Source organism: Pedobacter sp. SYP-B3415, assembly GCF_004138205.1.
Lineage (GTDB): Bacteria > Bacteroidota > Bacteroidia > Sphingobacteriales > Sphingobacteriaceae > Pedobacter.
In genome coordinates this window covers 1-21,510 of sequence record NZ_RXNQ01000004.1, presented here as the reverse complement: position 1 = coordinate 21,510, position 21,510 = coordinate 1, and the positions used below count along the sequence as shown (strand labels likewise).

At 48.4% G+C, this 21,510-nt stretch carries 19 protein-coding genes and 1 tRNA gene; 6 read left to right on the top strand and 14 right to left on the bottom strand.

Annotation, left to right across the window (positions count from 1 at the left end):
- Positions 1–15: 15 nt before the first annotated feature.
- Both EJV45_RS02675 and EJV45_RS02670 read left to right on the top strand, forming a co-directional pair.
- The gene (locus tag EJV45_RS02675) at positions 16–1,107 is read left to right on the top strand and encodes a tetratricopeptide repeat protein (RefSeq protein WP_240755172.1); all 1,092 of its coding nucleotides are present in this window, start codon (positions 16–18) and stop codon (positions 1,105–1,107) included.
- A gap of 125 nt (positions 1,108–1,232) precedes the next feature.
- Positions 1,233–2,378, top strand: a complete 1,146-nt coding sequence (locus EJV45_RS02670) for a lipopolysaccharide assembly protein LapB (protein WP_129714104.1) — start codon at positions 1,233–1,235, stop codon at positions 2,376–2,378.
- A 770-nt stretch (positions 2,379–3,148) separates the two neighbouring features.
- Here EJV45_RS02670 and hemF read toward each other — a convergent pair.
- Positions 3,149–4,042 (bottom strand): oxygen-dependent coproporphyrinogen oxidase, encoded by an 894-nt coding sequence (hemF, locus tag EJV45_RS02665; RefSeq protein WP_129714103.1) that lies wholly within the window; start codon positions 4,040–4,042, stop codon positions 3,149–3,151.
- A 68-nt stretch (positions 4,043–4,110) separates the two neighbouring features.
- A complete protein-coding gene (locus EJV45_RS02660) occupies positions 4,111–5,334 on the bottom strand; it encodes an MFS transporter (RefSeq protein WP_129714102.1) in 1,224 nt (407 codons plus the stop codon).
- Between the two features lie 75 nt (positions 5,335–5,409).
- Here EJV45_RS02660 and EJV45_RS02655 point away from each other — a divergent pair, with 75 nt between their 5' ends.
- Entirely contained in the window at positions 5,410–5,679 is a 270-nt protein-coding gene (locus tag EJV45_RS02655) for a hypothetical protein (protein ID WP_129714101.1), read from the top strand.
- 72 nt (positions 5,680–5,751) lie between these two features.
- On the opposite strand, the gene EJV45_RS02650 is transcribed toward EJV45_RS02655, so the two are convergent.
- The 12 genes from EJV45_RS02650 to EJV45_RS02595 all read right to left on the bottom strand — a co-directional run bounded on the left by EJV45_RS02650 (position 5,752) and on the right by EJV45_RS02595 (position 18,381).
- Positions 5,752–6,366: a fasciclin domain-containing protein gene (locus EJV45_RS02650; protein ID WP_129714100.1), complete on the bottom strand. Its 615-nt coding sequence runs from the start codon at positions 6,364–6,366 to the stop codon at positions 5,752–5,754.
- A 476-nt stretch (positions 6,367–6,842) separates the two neighbouring features.
- The gene (locus tag EJV45_RS02645; RefSeq protein ID WP_129714099.1) at positions 6,843–8,804 is read right to left on the bottom strand and encodes a glycoside hydrolase family 97 protein; all 1,962 of its coding nucleotides are present in this window, start codon (positions 8,802–8,804) and stop codon (positions 6,843–6,845) included.
- Positions 8,805–8,837: 33 nt separating this feature from the next.
- Complete coding sequence (locus EJV45_RS02640; RefSeq protein WP_129714098.1) at positions 8,838–9,848, bottom strand: LacI family DNA-binding transcriptional regulator; 1,011 nt, start codon at positions 9,846–9,848, stop codon at positions 8,838–8,840.
- Positions 9,849–9,948: 100 nt separating this feature from the next.
- Entirely contained in the window at positions 9,949–10,731 is a 783-nt protein-coding gene (locus tag EJV45_RS02635; RefSeq protein ID WP_129714097.1) for an SDR family oxidoreductase, read from the bottom strand.
- 3 nt (positions 10,732–10,734) lie between these two features.
- The gene (locus EJV45_RS02630) at positions 10,735–11,550 is read right to left on the bottom strand and encodes an amidohydrolase (protein WP_129714096.1); all 816 of its coding nucleotides are present in this window, start codon (positions 11,548–11,550) and stop codon (positions 10,735–10,737) included.
- The gene (locus EJV45_RS02625) at positions 11,547–11,879 is read right to left on the bottom strand and encodes an L-rhamnose mutarotase (RefSeq protein ID WP_129714095.1); all 333 of its coding nucleotides are present in this window, start codon (positions 11,877–11,879) and stop codon (positions 11,547–11,549) included. The genes EJV45_RS02630 and EJV45_RS02625 overlap by 4 nt, the downstream gene beginning before the upstream one ends.
- Before the next feature lie 12 nt (positions 11,880–11,891).
- Positions 11,892–12,743 carry a fumarylacetoacetate hydrolase family protein gene (locus EJV45_RS02620; protein ID WP_129714094.1) on the bottom strand — a complete coding sequence of 284 codons (852 nt, stop codon included), beginning with the start codon at positions 12,741–12,743 and terminating at the stop codon, positions 11,892–11,894.
- A 20-nt stretch (positions 12,744–12,763) separates the two neighbouring features.
- Positions 12,764–13,528 carry an SDR family NAD(P)-dependent oxidoreductase gene (locus EJV45_RS02615; RefSeq protein ID WP_129714189.1) on the bottom strand — a complete coding sequence of 255 codons (765 nt, stop codon included), beginning with the start codon at positions 13,526–13,528 and terminating at the stop codon, positions 12,764–12,766.
- Positions 13,529–13,576: 48 nt separating this feature from the next.
- The gene (locus EJV45_RS02610; RefSeq protein ID WP_129714093.1) at positions 13,577–14,224 is read right to left on the bottom strand and encodes an LUD domain-containing protein; all 648 of its coding nucleotides are present in this window, start codon (positions 14,222–14,224) and stop codon (positions 13,577–13,579) included.
- Positions 14,221–15,609, bottom strand: a complete 1,389-nt coding sequence (locus EJV45_RS02605; protein WP_129714092.1) for a lactate utilization protein B — start codon at positions 15,607–15,609, stop codon at positions 14,221–14,223. Before EJV45_RS02605 ends, EJV45_RS02610 begins: the two co-directional genes overlap by 4 nt.
- Before the next feature lie 5 nt (positions 15,610–15,614).
- Positions 15,615–16,400, bottom strand: a complete 786-nt coding sequence (locus EJV45_RS02600; protein ID WP_129714091.1) for a (Fe-S)-binding protein — start codon at positions 16,398–16,400, stop codon at positions 15,615–15,617.
- Positions 16,401–16,695: 295 nt separating this feature from the next.
- Positions 16,696–18,381: a sodium/solute symporter gene (locus EJV45_RS02595; protein WP_129714090.1), complete on the bottom strand. Its 1,686-nt coding sequence runs from the start codon at positions 18,379–18,381 to the stop codon at positions 16,696–16,698.
- A gap of 416 nt (positions 18,382–18,797) precedes the next feature.
- Between EJV45_RS02595 and EJV45_RS02590 the strand changes: the two genes are divergently transcribed.
- The 3 genes from EJV45_RS02590 to EJV45_RS02580 form a co-directional block, all read left to right on the top strand.
- Positions 18,798–19,178, top strand: coding sequence for a nuclear transport factor 2 family protein (locus tag EJV45_RS02590; RefSeq protein WP_129714089.1), 381 nt, complete (start codon positions 18,798–18,800; stop codon positions 19,176–19,178).
- Between the two features lie 179 nt (positions 19,179–19,357).
- A tRNA-Lys gene (locus tag EJV45_RS02585) sits at positions 19,358–19,430 on the top strand.
- Between the two features lie 1,041 nt (positions 19,431–20,471).
- The coding region (locus EJV45_RS02580; protein ID WP_129714088.1) for an IS256 family transposase at positions 20,472–21,510 on the top strand (1,039 nt) is incomplete at its 3' end.

Here is a 21,510-nt window from a genome sequence, read left to right as displayed (position 1 = left end):
ATAAAATAAAATACCATGATGAACAAAACACTTTTAACCATATTGCTGGCGGGGACAACCAGTCTGGCATTTGCACAGAAAAGTGAAATTACGCAGGCAAAAAACTCCTGGAACCTGTTCCAGATTTCTGCGAATAACAACGCGGTTGCTCTTGACAAAAAGCTGAATGACCTGAAGGAAGGCCTGAAACACGCAGAAGCGGCCAGTGTGCATGAGAAAACAAAAACTGCTCCTGATGCGTGGTCGCATAAGGCGCTTTTTGCCTCGGCAATTGCTGTAATGGACACGGTGAATGCTGAGAATTCGCTTTCCTTCCAGAAAGTTGCTGAAGATGCCGTAGCAAAAACAAAAGAGCTTGATACGAAGAATGCAGAAAAAGACGCTATTCAGACTGCTGAGATGAACATTCAGAATGCAATGAAAGTGCGTGCATATGCAGCTTATAACAAGAAAGACTATAAGAACGCACAGAAGTATTTTGAGGAAATTGCAACTAAAAATCCGAAAGATACGGCCATGTTTATGAACGCAGGTGTTATGGCGAATATGGCCAAAGATTACCCTGCGGCGCTGAGCAGCTTCAAAAAATATGTTGCATTCGGCACAAAAGAAGCTAAAGATATCTATACCGAGATGGTTAACATCAACATGAGCCAGTTGAAAGATACCGCTGCCGCCGTTGCCTTAGCTAAAGAAGCCGCTGCAAAGTACCCGGCAGAGGACTATTTTGTTCAGGTAGAAACGCAATATTATATCGACAAGGGTGATATTGCCAAGTCTGAAGAAATGATTGACAAGCTGCTGGCTAAAGAGCCGAACAACTCAACATATCATTATCTGAAGGGCGATGTTTATTACAAACAGGCACTTGCTGCTCAGGCTGCGAAAAACAAGCTTGATCCGAAAAAGACAAAGGAACTTGCTGCAGCAGATAAAAAGCTGAGCGGACTGATCGACCAGGCACTTCCGCACTATAAAAAAGCGGCCGAGCTGGATCCAAAAAACCGTTCGGCACTCGAGAGCCTAAAACAGATCTATGGCTTTAAGAGTGATAACGCTAACTATGAAGCGGTAAAGAAACAAATAGAAGCATTGCCAGCAAACTAACCTGCCGGCAAGGTAAAAGGAGAGAGGGACATTTTGCTTGTCCCTCTTTTTTTTTAAATTTGTTTGCACACACCCGGACACTGGGTCCAGGGCTCCGGTCCAAGACATTGAAAACTGCGCTACCTATGAAATATACCCGATACTTTTTAGTTTTGTTCTCACTTGCCGTTTCCATTCAGGCTGCGGCACAGACCACGCAGCTGCTCATTGCAAAAAATGCAGTCGGCAAGTTACAGGCAGCCATATCGAACAAGGCTGATGAGAAAACACAACTGGGCATCCTGGGCGAAGGGATCAAGGCAAGCGAGAACGCAAGCCAGGACAGGAAGACAAAAAAATATCCCGAAACATGGGCCATAAAGGCCTACCTGGCATCTTATGTCGCTATTCTGGATAAAGACGAGTCAAATGCCGACCGCCACTTCAAGATGGCACAGGCAGCGATAGACTCAGCAAAACGCCTGGACCGGTATCAGGATAATTCGGGTATGATCGCCGCTTCAGTCCACAATATCTATATCAAGAGGCAGGATCTTGGTAACAAGGCGTTCAGGGAAAACGATTTTAAAACAGCCTTTGATGAGCTGCGCACCGTGAGTGATTTTCTGCCGAAAGATACTGCACTGGCCGTGAATGCCGCCATTGCAGCACAAAATCTTAAAAATTATGATGACGCGCTGGTTTATTTCAACCGCGGTGTAGATAATGGTGTTCGGAATCCTGCCGTCTACCAGAACATGGCTTACATTTACTCGGCTAAGTTCCTCCCGGAAGACGCAGTCCGCGTCCTGGAAAAAGGCATCAGCGTAAATCCTTTCAACACATTCTTAAATAACGATTACATCAACCTGCTGCTTGACAACTCGAAGTTTGAAAAGGCCACCTCGGTGATTGATGCAACGTTGAAAGTCGAAAAGAGCAGCAAGCTGCTGTATTATCTCTACGGTTATTTACAGCAAACCACACGCAACAATAATCAGACAGCACAGCTTGCTTATAACAAAGCCATTGATCTGGACCAGAACTATTTTGATGCCTTATACCAACTTGGTCTGGCGTACATCAATAGCGCCAATGAAACGATCAAAGGCACAAACAAGAACATTGAACAGTTCAATTCACTGATTAACCGGGCACAGCTTTCGCTGATGCATGCACATGAGGTGAATCCGAATGACCGGCAGACCATTCAGCTGTTAATTGAAATTTATTCGCGAAAGAACAGTCTGGATAAGGTTCAGGAGCTGAAGCAGAAACTGCAGGAGCTCTAGTTCGGCGGACGGGAAACCCGCACTGCGGCAGGTCCCGGAAAACAACAGCCTCGCTTGATTACAACGTGATTGAAGACGGAGGGGACTTTCTGTTTGAGAAGGGGGGTAAGGTTTAACCCAATTAATCTGGTTACAGATCGCATTGGTATGAACGGTTTGTAAGTTTCGGCGCTTCGATTCATACCATCTCTAGGATAGCGGCAGCAACAAAAGGCGAACTAAATTTTCGGGAAAAAGACGCCGAAAGCTGAGCATCTACGAAGCTGCAAGTAAACTTTATAGCTTTACCATTGCCAAGATTTTTCCCTGATATCAGAACAGAAATTTTAGGGCATGCAAAATTATTTGATCGCCATTTAAGCGTAGTCGCTGCGTACCGCTTCAGTCGTTCATGATGAGCTGTAATATTCATGCAGCTGTAAATTTGAATGTAATCTATTCAGATAGCATATATGCTTTACAATTGATCTCCATAGCATAGATTCCCATTAGTCTGGCATCACCGCAGGGAAGAATAATCTTTAGCACATTTTTGAAAGAGTGCCTGGCTTGAAACAGTTACCTTAACATAATATTAATTATAGGACATTTATATGCATTTTTTCCTAAAGATGATACGTGAGCTTAGTAATCATAAGAACTCGCTTATTGCTGCCTGGTCCATTAAAAAAGCCTGGAAATCTCCAGGCTCGAATGTAATGCATCGCAGCTTCTAACGAATTTAAGTTTACGTACTGACGGCAACTTACTTAAGTGATGTGTATTCTGCATCAAATCCAATCGATTCCTTTTTTCAGGAATTCCAGGGTTTTTGCTTCTTCAGAATTTTCAGTCGGTTGGTAATTATATGCCCAGTTAGCCTGTGGTGGCAAACTCATGAGAATTGATTCGATCCGGCCATTGGTTTCAAGGCCGAATTTTGTGCCCGAATCGTAAACCAGGTTAAACTCAACATAGCGGCTGCGCCGGAGATACTGCCACTGTTTTTGCTGCTCTGTAAATTCCTTGTCGCGGTTCCTGTCAATCAACTCTGTGTATACAGGTAAAAACGTCCGGCCAACATCGACCGAAAAGTTCAGGATCTGGTCCCAGTCAAGCCCGGTATTTTCAGGTTTGAGGCGGTCATAAAATATTCCGCCGACCCCGCGTGTTTCTTCTCGGTGCCTTATATAGAAATAATCATCAGCTTGTGTTTTAAAACGCTGATAAAATGTCTGGTGATACGCATCACAGGTGTTGCGCAGCTGATGATGGAAAAACCGTGCATCGTTCTCGAACACATAATGCGGTGTCAGATCAATTCCGCCACCAAACCAGCGCGTATTTTCGTCCATCTCAAAATAACGGATGTTCATATGAATGATCGGTACCAGCGGATGTGACGGGTGAATTACGATTGAAACGCCAGTTGCAAAAAAGTCTTCCGCGTCGACTTTGAATGCCTTTTTAACGGATTCGGGCAGCTTCCCGTGAACGGCGGAAAAATTTACACCGCCTTTTTCTATGATGTTTCCGCCCTGAAGAATGCGCGTGCGGCCACCGCCTCCCCCCTCGCGGCTCCACAATTCTTCTTCAAATTTTCCCTGGCCATCGGCGAGTTCCAGACCGAGGCAAATTTCGTCTTGTATCTTGCGGTATATCTGATCGACGTTCTCTTTAAACATACTCAAAGGTAAGCGCAAAAATGGCTAAAAACTCGTTCTGTTAGCGATAATACAAATATTTGACATTGCTAATCTTCTACAAAATCCAGATCCCGGCCGTAGGTTTCATCAAGGTTATACAGTGCTATATAGGCAAGGGCAACGGTCAGGCAGGCCACGATCAACGCGGCATTAACAATACCAAAGCCGCCCCTTAGAACCTGAAATAACATAGTGACGGGAATGAGCGAGCCACGCACCACATTCGGTACCGTTGTTGTAACCGTGGCGCGAATATTCGTACCAAACTGTTCTGAAGCTATGGTTACAAAAACCGCCCAATAGCCGGTAAAGATCCCGAAAACAACGCAAAGGATATAGAAAGCCGTAGCCGTTAACTGGTTTGAAAATAAGTAAAAAAGCATAGCGAGAAAGGTGAGCGTAAGAAAGACAAAGACAATCTTTTTGCGCGTTTTAAACATCTGGCTCAATGCGCCGGTCAGGAAATCGCCCAGCGAGATGCCGATATAGGTAAACATCACCCCTTTCCCGCTGTCAAGCAAGTCGCGCGCATTCAGCGCCTTGCCAAAGTCGGGCGCTATACCGACTAAAATACCGACCACAAACCACAAGGGGACAGCAATCAAAATGCAGTTCAGGTATTTGAAAAAGCGCTTACGGGACCTGAGCAACATAAAGAAATTGCCTTTTTCTACGTCCTGGCGTTCCATGGTGCGGAACATACCCGATTCAAAGACACCGACGCGGAGCAGCAACAGCAGAATCCCCAGGCCACCGCCAACAAAAAATGCTGTGCGCCACTGAAATAAATCGCCGACAAAATAGGCCGCTACTGCGCCGCTCAATCCGATTCCTGCAACGAGCATCGTTCCGTAACCCCGTTTCTCCTTACTCATGCTTTCGCTGACCAGGGTAATGCCTGCACCGAGTTCGCCGGCAAGCCCCACGCCTGCAATGAAACGCAGTACGGCATAACTTGTCACATCGTAAGCAAATCCGTTAAGAATATTGGCTGCCGAATACATAAGGATGGAACCGAACAGGACTGACAGCCGACCCTTTTTATCGCCAAGAATTCCCCATAAAAAGCCACCGGCAAGCAGTCCTGCCATTTGCCAGTTCATAAGGAACAGACCGGTTTTTGTTATGTCTGCTACTGGCACGCCGATATCGGCCAGGCTTTTATTCTTTATGATCAGAAAGAGAAGCAGATCGTAAATGTCAACGAAATAGCCCAGAGAGGCCACCAGGATAAGAAAGCCAATGTTCCTGCGCGAAGAAGCGGTTTGCATAGTTTGGTTTTGAGGCCTGAAATTACGGATTTTCCCGGCTCATAAAAATCTGTAAACGGAAAAAGCCCCGGGTATATGCCCGGGGCTTTAAATGTTCTTCCGAATGCGAAAGACTACATTGGTGGAGTCTTGGTCGTATCTGGAGGTGTAGTTGGCGGCGTAGTCGTTGAAGACGTGTCTGCCGGAGTTGTCGTTGTTGAGGTAGAGTCCGTCATTGTGCTGTCAGAACTGTTTGACATATCTTTTGACGAACTGCATGCTGAGATGCCCACAGCCAGTGAGGCAACAAAAGCAAGACTTAACATTGTTCTTTTCATAGGTTCAAAATTTGTTACGCTTATATAAACGAACAGACATCAAATTAGTTTTAAAGCGCACAAAAAATCTGTATGTGAAAGACTTAAGAGACAAAAAATCCTATTTAGTATTCAGGACAGCATCGGTAACAAAAGCAACACCATTGCTGGAAACCACATCCGGGATGGTAATACGGGCGTCGTTGACCCACCAGTTGCCATCTTTGAGCGAAATACGAAGTTTACTGCCTCCCGCTGTGGTCAATTCCATGCCCTCTTTCAGATCGCCCGACTTATAGAGCCCCGGCACGACATGGTCATCTAGTAAGGATCTTAGTTCTTTTGCGCCTGCCGGCGACAAAAGCCGGTCGAGCTTTGCTTTTGGTAATTTGTTAAACGCTTCATCGGTTGGAGCAAATACCGTGAACGGACCTTTTTCCCGGAGCGTTTGTGCATATCCGGCAGATTTAAGCGCCAAAACGAGTGTTGTATGGTCTTTGGATTCAGCAGCATTTTCCGCGATGGTTTTTGCGGGGAGCATGATTGCGCCGCCGACCATGACACCAACGGCACTGTCGCTGCTCATGCTTGTATCGGCCATGGTCATCGTCGTATCGACAGCCGAATCGGTCAATAAGGAATCTTTCCCGCTGCTGCTGTCGCCAGAACTGCAGGCCGCGACACAAATGACGGCGGCGGCCACCGAAACTATCGCAAAGGCATGTGTTTTCGTCATGATAAATAGTTGATGCTGAGCAAACCAGACCAGGTAAAATTAACATCCGGCGACAGTTTTTGTTTTTCTCCCGTTCGTCCCTCCCGATTTGTAATCGGGATGACCGGAAAGCGGATTTTTTATCCGCCGCACCTACCCTCTTACCTACTACAATTCGGTGAAGTGTTATTGCTGGCCAAAAGGCCGGCCCGATATAAAGGCTATAAACCTGGCGAAAGAAAGCGGTCTCACTTGTCCCTCCCGATTTCTAATCGGGATGACCGGGAAGCGGATTTTTAATCCGCCGCACATACCCTCTTACCTACTACAATTCGGTGAAGTGTCATCACTGATCAAAAAGCCGGCTAGGTCCCTAAGCTGTAAAACAGCGGAGGTAAGCAACCTTTTTGCCGTCCCTCCCGATTTGTAATCGGGATAATTGAGAAGCGGATTTTTAATCCGCCGCACATACCTGTTACCGAAACAGCGAAAAAAAACTAGTTTTTTTCGAAGATCATCACTGTCCCGCCGCCTGCAGACAGAGAAACACGAATGTCATCGCCCGCCTCTATTCCAGCTTCAACACGTTTAAGAGCATTCGGATCCTTTTTGTCCTGATCGTCCTGCCACGTAACTGAACGATAGCTTCCCTGTTTAAGAAAATCAGCTTTAAAAACCACGTCAACAGGTTTATTGCCCGCCACCGCCCCGAGGTACCAGGTGTTGCCTTTGCGTCTTACTACCGCGGCATGGCTGCCGGGTTCAGCCGTCGGGACCCTTGTTTCATCCCAGGTTGTTGGCACCAGCTTCAGGAAGTCGAAACCGGGCTGCCCCTCGTAGGCCTGCGGATAGTCGGCAACCATATTCAGATAACTTTCCAGCACGACATACATGGCGAGCATATGGCCACGTGTACCACCCGTCAGTGGGCGGGTATACTGCGTTTTGAAGGCATCCGCCAGAGCAGCCCGGAACCCACCCAAATGATAATCGGTAGCCCCGGCAAGAAGGCGCGTAAATATAATATTCAGATCGTGGTCGGCATCAAGCGGCTTTTTTGACCATTTATTCTGCTCATAGTTGTGCGTCCCTTCACGCGTAAATTCGTTTGGATACGTGCGGCTCAGGCCGGTAGGCTTGTACGCGCCATGGAACTGAATAAACAGGTGATGTTTGGCGGCTTTTTTAAGAATCTCCTCCTGAATCATCACCATTTCCTGGTCATCGCGGTCAAGGAAATCGACCATCATACCTTTGATGCCCCATTTTTCGAATTGAGCGAATGCTTTGTCTATCTGCGGATATAAGGCACGCCAATGCAGCCAGACATGAATGCCTACACCTTTGCTTTTTGCATAATCGCAGATACGCTGCATATCCATTCCGGGGACACTCCGCGTGAGGTCTGAAAACGTACCCGGATTGCCATAGTTTGGCCCGTTACTCGGATACCAGGCAAAACCGCCGTAGCCGATAACCGAATGGTATTCGATCTTATTACGGGCACAGAAGTCGATATAGTACTTATTGAACTCGAAATTAGCGCCCGGTGCAAAGGTGGTATCGGGAAGGATGTCGCCATTCCACCAATGGAAACTGGTTTTACCAGGCTTCAGCCAGCTCCAGTCCTGAGCTTCCGGCGGCTCGTTCAGACTTGTCAGGATGTTTGATGCAAGTAAATCACCGGCCTTATCGCTGATCAGCATGACCCGCCAGGGACTGCTTTGCGGCAGTTTTGTACGCACCTTCACATCTTTGCTATCGGGCAGCGGCGACAGCGAGCTCTGCAGTGCAGATCCGGTTTTACGCAGGTACATTCCGGCGTAATTGCGCAGGTTGGCTTCCGTAACGGCTACATAAATTTTGCCCGGATATGTAAAAAGTGCCGGAAGATCGATGAGGCTGTCTGCACTTAACGCCTGGACATTGGAACGGCGGTACAAACCCTCGTGGCTGTTGTGTGAATTGGCGAAAGAAAGCGTGAGGCTTTGCGGATTCCCTGAAAAATTAAATGCCGTGTGTTCTTCAATAATATCCAGCTTTGCTGCCTGCTCAGGGAAGGTATACCTGAATGCAATTCCATCATCAAAAGCCCTGACTGTGAAAGTTACCCGGCGTTTGCGTCCGGTCTGCTCCTGCAAATCGACAGTCATCTCATTATAGCTGATAGCGACCGAAGAGGCCTTGCCTACATGCAACCGGTACTTATCAACGGCTCGCCGCATGCGTGGTTTGCTTATCGCGATGTTTTCACTGAATAATCCGCCATCGGCGAAATTAAAAGACAGCGTTGACCTGGAGACAAGCTCCGCTTTACGAAAGGATACAGTGTAAGCCGGTGTCTTACGGTTGTCAAGCCTGAAAACAATCTTTCCGTCTGGCGAGCGTAAGCTATGCTGCCTGCCAGAGGCGCTAAAAAATGCAAATGCCAGGCAAATGCTCAGGAAAATTCGGTTCATATCTGGTTTACGCCGGCAAACGGCAATGGTTGGTTACTTATCAGTACGTACAATGAGTGCAGAGTCTACGAAAACCTGCTCAAGGGCCGCCGCTCTGTCACTAATCTGACCGGCCAGAATCCGGATGGCCTCCTTCCCCATTTCAAGCAGGGGCTGATTCACGAAGGTTAAGGGTGCATAAAAGAGATCGAATGCCTCGCTCTCGTCAAAACAGACCACAGAAACATCGTCAGGAATGCGGTAGTTGTTTCTGTTCAGGAAACGCAGGCCACCCATAGAGAGGGCGTTGCTGCCAAAAAAGAAGGCGTCTATATCAGGATGATCTTTCATCAGTTGTCCCATTACCTCGCCAACTTCCTGCTGAATAAAGTTATAGCTGATCTCCTTAACGAGGCCCTGTCCGGACTCCATGCCGCTATCAGCAAGCGCGTCAAGATATCCCTTTTCGCGTTCTTTCATGTGCACCAGTCCACTTTTGTACGCAATCATGGCAATCTTTCTCCGGCCACTTCGAGCCAGGTGTTTGACAGCGTGATAAGAAGCCTGATAATTATTTGTGACGACGAAATTGGTGCTGATCTCAGGAAAATACCTGTCAATAAGCACAAAGGGAATGTGCTGTTCCTGCAGACTTCGGATCTGTTCTTCAGAACCTTCGGTAGGCGCAATGATAAAACCATCAACCTGCCGCTCGAGCAGGATATTGATCAGGTTTTGTGACTTGTCTGCAGCTTCGTCAGAACTGCCGAAGATCACGGTATAATTGTATTTTTTCGCTTCGTCTTCTATCGTGCGGGCAATGTTTGCAAAAAACGGATTGGAAATATCGGCAACGATAAGACCGATGGTCTGTGAACGCCCGGTTTTCAGGCTTTTGGCAATCTGATTGGGCTGATAGCCGAGTTCTTTGGCCTTCAGGCGGATCACTTCTGCAATCTTCTGCCCTACGCGTGCTTCTTTCTCCTTGTTATTAAGCACGTAAGACACCAATGCGGTAGAAACTCCCACAGCCTGGGCAATATCTTTGATAGATACTCTCTTCATTCGATAAATATAGGCTTAATCGTTTAAATCGCAAATGAAGTGCTGAAGTTTGAAAATTTATTTCTCAAAAGCCGCACTGGAAACGAAACCATAGCCGCCGTTAGCGGATGGCGCGATCTAAATGCACATAACCGCCGTCAATATGCAGCAATTGTCCGGTGGTGTGACTTGAACGGTCTGACAACAGGAAAGCCGCGGTATTGGCAATTTCCTCGCTGCTGGTCATTCGCTGTCCGAGGGGAATACGCTTCTGAATTTCCGCTAATTTTTCCTGTCCGCCTTCAAAACTATGCACCCAGGCTTCATATTGGGGTGTCCAGCATTCGCTTACTACGATCGCGTTCACCCGGATGCCATATGGCAGTAATTCAACCGCCCACTCGCGCGTCAGGGCATTGCGCCCCCCATTGGCCGCCGCATAACCCGAAGTGCCCCCCTGCCCGGTTTCTGCAGTTTTGCTGCTGATGTTCAGAATGGTGCCATGACTCGCTTTCAACGCGGGCAGCGCGGCCTGGGCAAGCAGGTAATAATGCACCAGGCTTTTATGCAGCGATGCGATAAATGATTGATAGTTGCCATTTTCGAGACCTACGCCATCGTTGTGGCCGGCATTATTCACCAAGCCGTCTATTCTGCCAAATCGCCGCATGACTTCCGCGACAACGGCTGCACAGGATTCCGGGATATTTAATTCAGCTGTCACAAAGTCTGCTTTAAGGCCCTGAGATTCCAGTTTCCGGGTCAGCGCAGCATTGTCTGCCGCATTGCGACCAACAATGACCGGTATGGCCCCTTCATCTGCAAGCAGGCCTACTATCGAAGCGCCGATTCCTTTGGCTCCACCCGTTACGATAAATATTTTGTCACGCAGGTTCAGATCCATAGCTCACGATAGTTTATAAAATGCAGTTGCGTTGTCAGAAAAAAAAGCGCGTTTATCCGGTTCTGAAAAGTCTTTCAGATAGTCCTGAAGCAAAGCAAGCCAGGCCCTGTACCCGCCGGCTACCTGCACCACGGGCCAGTCGCTGCCAAACATGAGTCGCCGGGAACCGAAACAGTCAAAAAGAACATCAAGGTAAGGAAAAATTGTTTCCGGTTTCCAGCGGGCCCAGTCAGCTTCGGTAAGCAAGCCTGACGCCTTGCAATAGATAGCAGGATGCTGCGCTATGGTTCGCATCTTTTCCGCCCAATCATCGATCAGGCCGGCTGCGATGCCCGGTTTTGCGCCATGATCAATAACGAAACGCTGTCCGGGAAACTGCTCCAGAAAGCGGATTACGTCATCAAGCTGGTGATGATAGACCAGGATATCATAGGTAAAGCCGGCCCCGGTAAGTTCGCGAATACCGTTCAGGAATTCGGGTCGCAGCAGGAAACCAGCCGGTTCGCCCTGCACCACATGACGGAAACCTCTGATAATTGGAAACTGCCGGTAATACGCCAGTCGTTCGCCTACGTCGGCAGCCCTCAGGTCTACCCAGCCAACAATACCGCGTATCACATCATCTTCTCCGGCCAGCTGTAACAGGAAGTCTGTTTCGGCCTCACTCTGGCTGGCCTGAACGGCAATGCATCCCGCCTCCGCATTTGCTGCCCGAAAATCGGCAGGCAGAAAATCCCGGCGGATCAACTGCATATCTGTGGTAATCCACGCATCCCTGACGGGGTCATAATTCCAGAAGTGAACGTGACTATCGATCATTTGTACTCAAAAATTTTGTTCATCAGCACCCATTTCTCGCCGGGTTTACTTCCGGGCAATTGCTGCTGGTAAGTCCACATCAGTCTTTCCCACTCCTGTACAACTTCATTTGCCGCATCAGCCGCCGCCTTTTCTTCGAATGAGAAATCTTCGGCGGCCTCGATGATCATCACCAGCCTGTTGCCGAACCTGTAAATAGCCATGGTCAGGATTCCTGAATGTTTGATGCTTTCCAGCACCCCCGGCCAGACTGAGGCGTGGTGCTCGTCATAAGCACGAATCAGCTCCGGATCATCGATCAGATCTAACGTAAGACAGTACCTGTTCATGCCCGGAAAGTTTTAGGTGCCGTAAGCTTTTGCTACCTGGCGACTGCTGCCCAGGCCGTCGATACCAAGTTCAACTATGTCGCCGGGTTTGAGGTACCAGGGTTCGGGTTTCTGGCCGAGCCCAACGCCTGCCGGTGTGCCGGTTGTGATCAGATCGCCGGGAAGGAGCGTCATGAACTGACTGATGTACGATACCACAAATGGAATATTGAAGATCAGGTTTGACGTGTTGCCATCCTGCATCATTTCTCCGTTTACGCTTAGCCACAGGCGCAGGTTGTGTACGTCTGCAATTTCGTCGGGCGTAGCGATGAAAGGTCCGACCGGTGCAAATGTATCACAGCTCTTTCCTTTTACCCACTGCCCGTTTCGCTCCAGCTGAAATGCGCGTTCGCTGTAATCGTTGTGCAGCGTGTAGCCGGCAACATGATTTAATGCCTCAGCCTCATCAACATAACTGGCTTTTTTACCAATCACAATAGCCAGTTCGACCTCCCAGTCGGTCTTTTCACTATTCTTCGGAATGATCAGATCGTCATTCGGACCCACCAATGCTGATGTCGATTTAAAGAACAGGATCGGCTCTGCCGGAATTGCAGCGTTTGTTTCACTTGCATGGTCCATGTAGTTGAGGCCCACGCATATAATTTTAGATGGCCTTGCAAGCGGCGCGCCGAGCCGGGCGCCCGCAGGTATTTCGGTCAGGTTTCCGGCTGCAACGGCCGTACGGAGCGATTCGAGTCCGTCGCCGCCAAAAAAGTCTTCGTTGTAATCGGCTACATAGGTGGAAACATCGAACAGTTGTTCACCAACCATTACACCTGGTTTTTCCTTCCCGGGCTCGCCGTATCTGATGAGTTTCATGCTATAAGTTTTATGCTAATTTAATTATTCAAGGTTGTAAAGCCACCATCTATCGGGTAGTCGACCCCGGTGATGAATGCAGCCTCATCACTGCAGAGGTACAGGGCCAGTGCGGCGACCTCGTCAGGCTGCGCCATACGGCCAATAGGTTGCGTTTTGCTGAGTTTTTCAAACATCTCCGGTATGCGGTCGGGATAATTTTTCTCCAGAAAACCGTCTACAAACGGCGTGTGTACCCGTGCCGGTGAGATCGAGTTGCAGCGGATGTTTTCGCCGATATAATCTTTGGCAACACTCATCGTAATGGCCTTTACGGCACCTTTAGCCGCGCTGTAGGCAAACCGGTCAGGTAAACCGATCAGGGCAGCTATAGAGGCCATGTTTAAGATTACCCCACCGCCCGCCATTCGCAGCTGCCGGATGCCGGCGTACAGGCAATTGTAGACCCCCTTTACGTTGACCTGCATAACACGATCAAAGTCAGCCTCCTGCGTTGTGTCAGCTTTCCCTATATGGGCTATCCCGGCGTTGTTGATCAGAATATTGAACGGTCCGATTGATTCGAATACACGCACAACGGCTGCCTGATCGGCTACATTACAGGCATGCGCATAAGCCTTTTGACCGGTGTTCAGAATCTTTTCAAGTGTCTGGGCGGCAGCTTCCGCACTCAGCTCAATGATATGCACCTCAGCACCCTGGGCGGCAAGAACCGATGCAATGGCCTGGCCAATGCCGCTTCCGCCACCGGTTACCACTGCTCTTTTATCTTTAAGGGAAAACATCATGTCAATATTGGTTTTTAACCTGCTTTATTCTTCAATTTATGATTTTTATTGGCTCATGTGGTTATTATGACCAGCAAACATCAACTGGTCTGCTCCGCGCGATGCGTTCCTGTTCATAAGCAGGATGGTCAGGCTTCTTGCCCCGTGCGCACCGATCACGAGCGATTGTTCGATGTCTGCGGTTTTTGAAGGTCCGGCTATGAAGGTGCCAAAACCATATGCGTCATCTGCAATTTGTGCATAGGCATCCGGCATCAACGCTACAACTTCATCTTCAGCAAGTACCAGGCACAGGTGCTGCGTAATAAACGGCAATACCCGCTGGCCCATATCCTGGTCTGTGAGCCAGATTGCGGCATTTTCTGCCACGCCTATCCTGCCCCGCAAAATGGCATATTCACAATCTTGCAGCATATGAGGCAGGCCGGGGGGAACCGGCTCTGCAAGTCCGGCAAGAACTTCCATCGGACTTATCACGCGGCCCTTGACAGGCAATTCCGTTTCCACATAGTCCCGTACAGCCGTTTCGTTATTTACCCGCAGAACCTTCGTTCCCACCGTTTCCGCCATGCGCACAAAACTTTCCACCGGATCTGCAAAAAGGTTTCGGTCGGGTTCAAATTGCGCTGGCAAGGGAAGCGATTTGGGCTTGTTCTTCCGGACATTATCAAGAAAGATTTCCCGGCGGGTCATCGGTTTGCTCCTTTCCTGTTTTTATGATACCAGGCAGCGAAGGTCTCAGCCGGAGCTGCCGGCATGTCCCGCTGCCGATACCATGGGTTTAGCGGATTGTTGATGGCCAGTGGTGCATACCGAAGGGCAAAACGGAGCGACTTTCCTGCAAAGTTCAGCAGCGCCGGCCGCGACAGCGTATAGGCCATTGCTTTCATCGCCGCAGTCTTTTTTGTATCAGTATGACCGTGCCGGACCAGTACCTGTCGCCACTTGTAAAGCTGCTCGTGAATATTGATCTTGACAGGGCACACGTTCGAACAGGAACCGCAGAGCGTGGATGCAAACGGCAGATCTTTAAACTGCGCCATATCCAGGTTTGGAGCAAGGATGGAGCCGATCGGCCCTGCGACAGCCGTATGGTAACTGTGACCACCGCTGCGCCGGTAAACCGGGCAGGTGTTCATGCATGCGCCACAGCGGATACATTTCAGGGAAGCACGAAAATCGTCCCGCCCGAGCTGTCTGCTCCGGCCGTTATCAACCAGGATCAGATGCAGCTCCTGCCCATCGCGCGGTCGCGCAAAATGACTTGAATAGGTCGTAATGGGCTGTCCGGTGGCACTTCGCGCGAGCAGCCGAAGAAATATGCCGAGCTCCTTGCGGCCGGGAATTACTTTTTCGAAGCCCATACTTGCAATATGCACGTCGGCCAGGTGAGCACCCATGTCTGCATTCCCCTCGTTTGTGCAGACTACAAACTCACCGGTTTCGGCAATAGCGAAGTTAACACCTGTTAATGCGGCTCTGCGGGTCAGGAAACGTTTACGCAGATCCTGCCTGGCGGCCTCTGTAAGCTGCTGCGGATCTGCAAGGCCTGCCGGTGTGCCCAGGTGTACGTGAAACAGCTCCCCTATTTCTTCTTTTTTCTTGTGTATACAGGGCAGCACGATATGACTTGGCGGCTCTTTGGCCAGCTGTACAATACGTTCGCCAAGGTCGGTATCGGTTACCTCCAGACCGCGTTGCTCCAGAAAGTCGTTCAGGTGACATTCTTCTGTGAGCATCGATTTGCTTTTTACCAGCTGCGAAATGTTATGCCGCTGCAGAATTTCCAGAACGGTTTGGTTATGGCTGACAGCATCGGGTGCCCAATGAATATGTATGCCATTGGCCAGGGCATTTTTTTCAAATGTTTCGAGGTAGGTGTCAATGTTGCTTAAGGTGTGGCTTTTAATGGCCGATGCAGCTTCGCGAAGGTCTTCCCAATCCGGAATGCCCTGCGAGAGGCGGTCTCGCTTCTGTCTGACAAACCACAGTGTCTGATCGTGCCAGTCGACCCGGCCCTCATCACGGTTAAATCCGGCCGATAATGCCGCATGATCTTTATACGCTGTATTTCCCATAGCTGTCAAACGGTTGCATGTATGGTTTCCGCATTCAGGATCTCGGCAATGTGCAGAACCTTTACCTGACTCTTCTGACGCTTCAGAATGCCTTCCATGTGCATAAGGCAGGATAAGTCTGCCCCTGTAATGTATTCGGCGCCGTTTTTCAGATGATCTGCAACCCGGTCTTTTCCCATTTTGGCAGAAACAGCCTCTTCGGTTACGCAAAACGTACCGCCGAAACCACAGCACTCGTCAATTCTGTCAAGTGGCACCAGCTCAAGACCTGCCACAAGCGACAGCAGCTGCGCGGGTTTTGAGAAAGCCGGCAGCGTACGTTCGCTCATTGACGACAGACCAAGACCACGTTGCCCATGACAACTCTGGTGCAGGCCCACACGGTATGGGAAATGAGCCCGCAAACTGTTCACCTTTGCAACATCCGTCAGGAACTCAACCAATTCGAAAACCCGGCTTCTGATTCTCGCGGCTTCGGCCTCCTGCATGCCATGCAAGTGTTCTTTGATGTGCAGCACGCAACTTCCGGAGGGGCCGACAATATAGTCGTAACCTGCAAACAGGGATATGAAATGGTTATTTACGGGTGCGGTAAGGTGCTCGTAACCTGAATTAGCCAGTGGTTGCCCGCAACAAGTCTGTCCTGACGGAAACCCGACGTCATAACCCAGCTTTTCAAGGAGGTTGAGGGTGGCTATAGCCGCTGATGGATAAAACTGGTCAACGTAACAGGGCACGAACAGCCCGATTTTGCCCCGCCTGCCAGCATGTGCTTTGCTCTCGGTTATCATTGGTTGTTACAAATAAAGCGGGATTTACCCACTTCGCATTGACCGGTTTTGGCTAATTATTGTACGATTTTACCGTTTCTCGATTCCAGACTGCGCTTCACCAAGGGTTGGAATTTTGCGTTTTATTGATCGCTCAGGTAAAAAGTGATGTTTCGTAAAATAGCCGGTAGCCAGCAGGCTCAACGACGGGTATTTATCGGACTGTAGTGAAGATGCTGCCTGATAAAATCGGCTAAATTGCACAAAAAAAGGCCCTGATTGCTAACCAGGACCTTTATTATGAAAGATAAAGCAGCTACCAATACACAGAATAAAGAGCAACCAGCAGCCCTACAATCAGCAGCGAGCCGACCGCAAATGAGGTTGATACTTTAAACATTGATGCATCTACTTCGAGCCCGTTCGGTTTAACTCCCCGGGCGTTTTCTACTTTACTGATAATGAACATGCCGAGAATACACAACACAAACACGATCAGCATCCGGTCCATAAACGGAATTTCGTAGACCCCTGCTGCATTTGGTACGGACCAGCCGATTTCGTAAAGAAAAGATAGGTCCATCCACATCGGAAGGAATTTGAGAAGAACTGAAAAAATGAATCCGCCTATTGTTGCAAACAGCGCTGCGTTTGAAGTCGTCTTTTTCCAGAAGAAACCAAGAATAAACATGGCGAAAATACCCGGCGATACAAAACCGGTGTACTCCTGGATGTATTGGAAACCTTGTTTACCTTCTCCCATCAGCGCATCGCCAATGACCAGCGATAGCAGAACCGCCAGAAGCATGGACACGACAACCGCTACTTTACCCACACCTACCAGGCGCTTTTCGCTGGCGGCGGGTGCGAATGCTTTTTTATAGATATCGAGCGTAAAGATCGTTGCGATCGAGTTTGCTTTACCTGCGAGTGAAGCTACGATGGCTGCTGTCAGGGCAGCAAATGACAGACCTTTGAGACCGATAGGCAGCAGACCAAGCAACGCGGGATAAGCCTTGTTCGGGTCCTGCACGCCGCCCGAAGTAAGAAGCGCATCCGGATTAATGCCACCCGTATTGTTTTTAATTATGTAATAAACCGCGATTCCCGGAATTACTACGATAACCGGCATCAGCATCTTCAAAAAGGCAGCGAAAAGAAGTCCGGAGCGTGCCACGGGCAGGCTTGCACCAAGGGCGCGCTGTGTAATGTATTGATTACAGCCCCAGTAGCTCAGGTTGGCGATCCACATACCACCAATCAACACGCTCAAACCAGGCAGATCGATATAATTCGGATTGTCTTTTTCGAAGATGAGGTGGAAATGTTCTGAAGCACCCTCCTGCAGAATGGCAAAACCTTTACCGATGCCGCCGTTGCCTGAAATGAGGTTAAGTGCCAGATAAGTAGCAACAAGGCCGCCAAGCACCAGGAAAAAGACCTGGATCACATCCGTATACCCAATTACCTTCATCCCCCCGAGGGTGATAAAAATGGCAAAAATGGCAAGTGCGAAAATACATACGGTAATGCTGATACCTGAGATACCGCTAATGGCCAGTGCACCAAGATAAAGGATAGACATCAGGTTAACGACAATGTAGAGCATAAGCCAGAAAACCGCCATAATCATGGCTACCGTGCCGTTGTACCGCTGATGCAGGAACTGTGGCATGGTGAAAATTTTGTTCTTCAGGTAGACAGGCATAAAGAAGATGGCCACAATAATCAGCGTGGCTGCCGCCATCCATTCGTATGCTGAAATAGCCAGTCCGAGTTTGAAACCCGAGCCGCTCATACCAATCATTTGTTCGGCTGAGATGTTTGAAGCGATCAGGGAAGCACCAATTGCCCACCAGGTAAGCGATCCTTCGGCCAGGAAGTAATCGGCAGAGTCGGCATGGTCTTTTTTCTTCTTTTTATAGATCCAAAAACCATAGCCCGAAACGATTATGAAGTAAAATAGGAATACAACATAATCGAGTGTTTGTAGTTTGTCCATCGAAATTATTATGTGATTAGATTGATTATTTGGTTTAAGCCTTAAACATATCATTAGTTTAACGATTTTACAAGTGATTCGCGAAACTTAGTGTGGTTGTTACACGAAGTGTTTGGAAGCGCCGGAAGGTGGGCCCTGGTTGAGCCGCGAGCCAAGGTTGGTGGGGTTTTAAGTTGTAGGTATTAAGTTGTAAGTCTGGCTCTGAGTTTAAAGTGAAAAGTTGAAAGTCCAAAGCCCGGGCGCCTAACCCCTCAATGAGATCAAAGAAAAAAGGCACCACGACGAAAGACCGCTCTGAGTTTGAAGTGAAAAGTTTAAAGATCAAAGCCCTGGGCGTCTGAATACGAACTACGAATACCTGTATACTACTGCCACGTCTCAAATCTATTTCATTACCTTAGTAAAAACCAATCCCTATGATACAGCCTCAAAACATCGCCGACCTGGAAGAAAAACTGATTGGCGCCATCAAAAACAGCGACGTAGCATTGCTTGATGAACTGCTGCATGACGAGCTGCTGTTCACCAACCACCTTGCACAGGTAATGACCAAAGAAATGGATCTCGAAAGTCACCGGACGGGCAATCTGAAGATCGAGCACATCGGGACATCGGATCAGCAGATCCGCCTGAGCAACGATTGTGCGGTCGTTGCCGTAAAGAAACGCATTACCGGCACTTACGGGGGGCAGGCGTTTGATGAGCGGGTTAGCTTCACCCGGGTGTGGAAACGGGTGTCTGCCGGCTGGAAAGTGATTGCTGCAGCGAGCGTGCGAAGCCAGGAGCTGCCCACTTGACGATAATTACTCCCGTCAAACGTATCTGACAAGCCATCGGTTTAAAAATTAATTCCCCTAAAAATCAACTCCCTATCCCCTATTTACAATAAAAATGCGGTCTTGATTTGCAGGGAATAGGCTGGCTCACTATATTTGCACCACTTTAAAGGAAACGGTTAAAGGTTACCAACAAAGTTGATTCCGTAGCTCAGCCGGTAGAGCATAACACTTTTAATGTTGGGGTCCTGGGTTCGAGTCCCAGCGGGATCACTGAAAAACACCTCAAAATGGCTTAAAACCCTGCAAATGACATCATCTGCGGGGTTTTTTGTTTTTGGACTGTGCCAGAATTTGCACCAAATCCCATCCTTGAGGTGTCTGATTCGGTGCTTCGGAACTGCGCTGATTTTCGCAGCACCGAATAGCTTTTAAGACATTGTATATCAACATGTTTTGCAGCTAAACATCTTGATGGAGATTGGCGGCAAATCGATATTTGTATCGTGCAAAAAGGTTCCCCTTGATCGCGATGCAGCTCGCTCTTGACGGTCGGGACGCGATTTGTTCACCTTTTATCGATTGCATTTATGCGAATCAATTTCCGTCTGCTCTTCTACATGAAGAAGCAAAACATCAAAAAAAGTGGCTCAGGCCCAATTTTTCTCCGTATCACTGTTCAAGGTCAGCGGATTGCTTGTCTTTTTCAACTTCTGACCTGTTGCATCAGATCAAGATTGGTTCGTCCATCTTTGGTAGCGTTCCTATTTGCATCATATACATGGTAGCTTTTAATAGGTTTGCGAATGGTCGATACAAGCTTATTGCGGCTAGCCGTAATGCGAAATAAGCCAAAAAATGTTTAATACGTTTTGGAATCTGAACACTAACTATTAAAGTTTTGAAGGAAGGTGAAAGCCGCTAATATGTCGCTGTTGCCGATGCAATTCTCATTGCAGCAAGTGGTTCAGCAAGGTTTCCGGATATGCGCAAGCTTCGTTTGAAAGGAGAAAGATAATTAAATATATTTTCTTGATCTTATCCCCGTATATCATACAGATTACTATTTGCGACGTCCCGTTGGCGGCAATTGGATTGAATTGATTAATTCAAGCCTGGAAACAATCGAGTTGGTAAAAGTATCTTTCAAAATCGAAGTGAAAATCGGGTAGATATTTGTGAAGTTTCTTTGCTTCCGTAATATGAATGTTGTGCGGCTCGTACATAAGCGGGTCATTTACTGCAGGGTTAAAAATCGTGAGGGTGTTTCCCGAACTGTGTCAATAGTGTAACTTTAAACTATCGACATAAACAATGGCAACACAAGAAGACTTTGACTTTGAAAGCTTCAAGAAAGAAGCTATAGCAGGCTTATATGCCGGCAAAAAGATGACCGGCACTGATGGTGTACTGGCTCCGATGATGAAACATTTTCTGGAATCGATGATGACCGGTGAACTGGAGCATCACATTTCCGAGAGTAAGCTGGCCGGTCAGGCTAACCGTAAAAACGGCAAAAGTAAAAAGACCGTACGTAGCCTGAGTTCAGGAGAATTTGAACTTGAAACCGGGCGTGACCGTCTGGGTACCTTTGAGCCAAAAGTTGTTCCCAAGCGCCAGCTGATCATTACCGAGGAACTGGAAGGGAACATTCTCTCGATGTATGCCATGGGCATGAGTACGCGTGCCATGCGTGATTATGTGCAGGAAATGTATGCCATGGACATCTCTGCGGCTGAGATCTCACGGATTACAGATAGTGTATTGCCTGCGGTACAGGAATGGCGTAACAGGCCATTGGAGGCCGTATATCCCTTTGTGTTCCTGGATTGCATGTTCTTCAAAGTCAGGGTAAACGGAGCGGTGGAAACCCGCGCCATCTACAATATACTGGGTGTGGATATTGAGGGTAAGAAAGATGTGCTAGGCCTTTATACCTCCGAAAATGAAGGGGCTAAATTCTGGCTGTCGGTGCTTACCGATCTGAAAACACGTGGTGTGGAAGATATCCTGATCGCCTGCATTGATGGACTCAAGGGCTTCCCTGAAGCTGTGGAGTCAATCTTTCCCCGGACCAGGGTGCAGCTATGCATTGTTCACCAGATCCGTTCGTCCATGCGTTATGTTCCTGAGAAAGACAAGAAGGCCGTAATGGCAGATATGAAACCGATCTATCAGGCAAATAACGAACAGCAGGGATATGAAAGATTGCTGGAGTTTGAAGAGAAATGGGGTAAGAAATATCCCCTGAGCTGTAAGTCCTGGCTGGACAACTGGGTCAACCTCTCGGCATTCTTTGAATACGATCAGGTAATCCGCAAGGTTATTTACACCACCAATCCGATCGAGGGTG

Excerpts from the sequence above, each read along its gene's own strand:
- EJV45_RS02610 (WP_129714093.1), bottom strand. The coding sequence starts at position 14,224 with ATGACCCGCCGGGAAATCTTTCTTGATAATGTCCGGAAGAACAAGCCC.
- EJV45_RS02645 (WP_129714099.1), bottom strand. The coding sequence starts at position 8,804 with ATGAACCGAATTTTCCTGAGCATTTGCCTGGCATTTGCATTTTTTAGC.
- EJV45_RS02595 (WP_129714090.1), bottom strand. The coding sequence starts at position 18,381 with ATGGACAAACTACAAACACTCGATTATGTTGTATTCCTATTTTACTTC.
- EJV45_RS02655 (WP_129714101.1), top strand. The coding sequence starts at position 5,410 with ATGCCCGGGGCTTTAAATGTTCTTCCGAATGCGAAAGACTACATTGGT.
- EJV45_RS02620 (WP_129714094.1), bottom strand. The coding sequence starts at position 12,743 with ATGAAACTCATCAGATACGGCGAGCCCGGGAAGGAAAAACCAGGTGTA.
- EJV45_RS02675 (WP_240755172.1), top strand. The coding sequence starts at position 16 with ATGATGAACAAAACACTTTTAACCATATTGCTGGCGGGGACAACCAGT.
- hemF (WP_129714103.1), bottom strand. The coding sequence starts at position 4,042 with ATGTTTAAAGAGAACGTCGATCAGATATACCGCAAGATACAAGACGAA.
- EJV45_RS02630 (WP_129714096.1), bottom strand. The coding sequence starts at position 11,550 with ATGATCGATAGTCACGTTCACTTCTGGAATTATGACCCCGTCAGGGAT.
- EJV45_RS02600 (WP_129714091.1), bottom strand. The coding sequence starts at position 16,400 with ATGATAACCGAGAGCAAAGCACATGCTGGCAGGCGGGGCAAAATCGGG.
- EJV45_RS02615 (WP_129714189.1), bottom strand. The coding sequence starts at position 13,528 with ATGTTTTCCCTTAAAGATAAAAGAGCAGTGGTAACCGGTGGCGGAAGC.
- EJV45_RS02640 (WP_129714098.1), bottom strand. The coding sequence starts at position 9,848 with ATGAAGAGAGTATCTATCAAAGATATTGCCCAGGCTGTGGGAGTTTCT.
- EJV45_RS02650 (WP_129714100.1), bottom strand. The coding sequence starts at position 6,366 with ATGACGAAAACACATGCCTTTGCGATAGTTTCGGTGGCCGCCGCCGTC.
- EJV45_RS02590 (WP_129714089.1), top strand. The coding sequence starts at position 18,798 with ATGATACAGCCTCAAAACATCGCCGACCTGGAAGAAAAACTGATTGGC.
- EJV45_RS02635 (WP_129714097.1), bottom strand. The coding sequence starts at position 10,731 with ATGGATCTGAACCTGCGTGACAAAATATTTATCGTAACGGGTGGAGCC.
- EJV45_RS02660 (WP_129714102.1), bottom strand. The coding sequence starts at position 5,334 with ATGCAAACCGCTTCTTCGCGCAGGAACATTGGCTTTCTTATCCTGGTG.
- EJV45_RS02625 (WP_129714095.1), bottom strand. The coding sequence starts at position 11,879 with ATGAACAGGTACTGTCTTACGTTAGATCTGATCGATGATCCGGAGCTG.
- EJV45_RS02670 (WP_129714104.1), top strand. The coding sequence starts at position 1,233 with ATGAAATATACCCGATACTTTTTAGTTTTGTTCTCACTTGCCGTTTCC.
- EJV45_RS02605 (WP_129714092.1), bottom strand. The coding sequence starts at position 15,609 with ATGGGAAATACAGCGTATAAAGATCATGCGGCATTATCGGCCGGATTT.